The sequence below is a fragment of the Chitinimonas sp. genome, assembly GCF_041904975.1.
Taxonomy (GTDB): Bacteria; Pseudomonadota; Gammaproteobacteria; order Burkholderiales; family Chitinimonadaceae; genus Chitinimonas.
Genome location: NZ_JAYRLZ010000445.1, coordinates 1 through 1868, shown reverse-complemented (window position 1 = coordinate 1868; position 1868 = coordinate 1). Strand labels below are relative to the sequence as shown.

The window sequence follows — 1868 nt, the reverse complement described above, 5'->3', positions numbered from 1 at the left end:
AAAGCAGGATTTGCCAACCCGCGCTTCGCCACCGTCCAGCTGTCGCCGCCATTACTACTCCGATACACGCCATCGTAACGGGCTAGGTAGAGATTGCCGGCGCGATCGGCCAGCAGTGAGTTAATCCAGGGATTGTCGCCAAACTTACTCAGCCCGTTATTCACCGTGGCCCAGCTGTCGCCGCCATTGCTGCTCTTGTACACACCACCATCGGTCGTTGCGGCATAAAGATTGCCACTGCGGTCCTTCACCAAGGCAGTGAGGGTTGCACCATCGATTCCCACTCCGCGCGTCCAGGCATCGTCTGCCATGGCGGCGGAAGTAATGACCAGTAAGGCAAGAAGGGGGAGCAAGATCCAGCGGGCGAAGAAAGAGGGCACGAGCGTGTTTCCTGAAGCATTGCGCAATGGTGGCGCAAGGTGTTTTCGAGCTGATCGGGCGGACAAGCGCAGAGGGTGAAGCCCGCTTGGCGCCTCGCCCGACACAGGCGCGCGAGCATACGCGATGGCGTGGCGAGGGCCAAGCCACGTTGCCGTGCTGCGCTCTGCCACGGCATCGACTGTTCGAATTCAATGAGGTTTGTGCGGAGCAGGAGCGGCTTTCGCCGTAAATGTCGGCCTGTTCGCGGCTAAAGCCGCGCCTACAGATGCAGATACGGTATTCAAATGCCAAACAGGAATTTGTCGCTACTTGCTCGGCCATCACTCGCCCATCCTCCAGCAGGGTGACGCGTTCGCCGTCTTGCCAGCGTTGGCGGGCGCCCATGGCGACGAAGATGGCCGGTGGATCGAACTCGCGCGCCGGGATGGCGGCGTGGCCTACGTTGCCACTACACAAACGCGCTGCGCCCGCCATTCAACGGCGAATCACCGTACGCTGGCTCGGCGCGGCAAAGCCGTTGTCGGGCGCGGGGGGGCTGGCGGCTTCATCCTCATGCTGCTTTTCGGCCAGCAGCACTGTTACCGTGCTATTGGTCTGGCGCAGGCGCGCCGCCATCAGCATGCCGACATTGCGGTACAGCTTGCTGAGCAGCAGCGGCGACAGCTTCACCACATCGAGCCGATCAAAACGCAGCAGGCGGCACGCTTCCGTAGCGGTGACCGAGGCGGAGCGCTCGCCGAAATCCACCAGGGCCAGCTCGCCAAAGACCTCGCCCGCCTTGACGGTGGCCAGCGTGATCGGCTCTACCCCTTCCATGCCTTCCGGCCGGCGGCTGACCGACAGGCTGCCGCTCATCACGGCAAACAGGTGGCGGCCGCGTTCGCCCTGGGAAATGATCGCGGTGCCGGCCGGGACTTCTTCCTGTTGGCACTGCGCCAGAAAGCTCGCCAGCTCTTCCGGGCTCAAATCGCGAAATAGCGGGACGGAAGCTAGCAGGCGCTGCAGCGGGGAGCTGGTGGACATGGCATGAATCCGCAACACTGTGGATAAGCCAGTCTAGGCGCTGTTGCCATTTTTTCTGTGATCTCGAAGATGGGCATGGGCCACAAGCCACCGTGCTGCGCAGGCCGGATGGCAGCCAAGGTCGGCACGCAGGCTTGCTAGCGGGGCGCTGACGCTCGCCGGGCCTGTAGCGAAATCGGTCTCCAGCAAATGGCCGATCAGGCACAGGTCACTAAAAACTATGACAAGCAAATACTGCTTGCTGGCGGCGGGTTTGCTAGACTGGCTGCATTGCCCGAGGAGAATTCATGCGCCACCTTGTTTCCGCCCTGAGTCTGGCCGTCGTTATCGCCGGTTGTGCCACCCCGCCACCACCGCCACCCGTCGTCGAAGCTCCGCCTCCCCCTCCGCCCCCGCGCGTCATTGCCGGATCGACCGATGGCACCGGCAATGCCGAAGTGCTGGCCGGGCCAGCGCCCGCCCAC

At 63.1% G+C, this 1868-nt stretch carries 2 protein-coding genes; both read right to left on the bottom strand.

Annotation, left to right across the window (positions count from 1 at the left end; translation table 11 throughout):
- Positions 1 to 380 (bottom strand): WD40/YVTN/BNR-like repeat-containing protein (locus ACE3OH_RS22000; protein WP_374358371.1); only part of this gene is annotated, 380 nt, incomplete at its 3' end.
- A gap of 475 nt (positions 381 to 855) precedes the next feature.
- A complete protein-coding gene (locus tag ACE3OH_RS21995; RefSeq protein WP_374358368.1) occupies positions 856 to 1404 on the bottom strand; it encodes a cyclic nucleotide-binding domain-containing protein in 549 nt (182 codons plus the stop codon).
- Between the last annotated feature and the right edge of the window lie 464 nt (positions 1405 to 1868).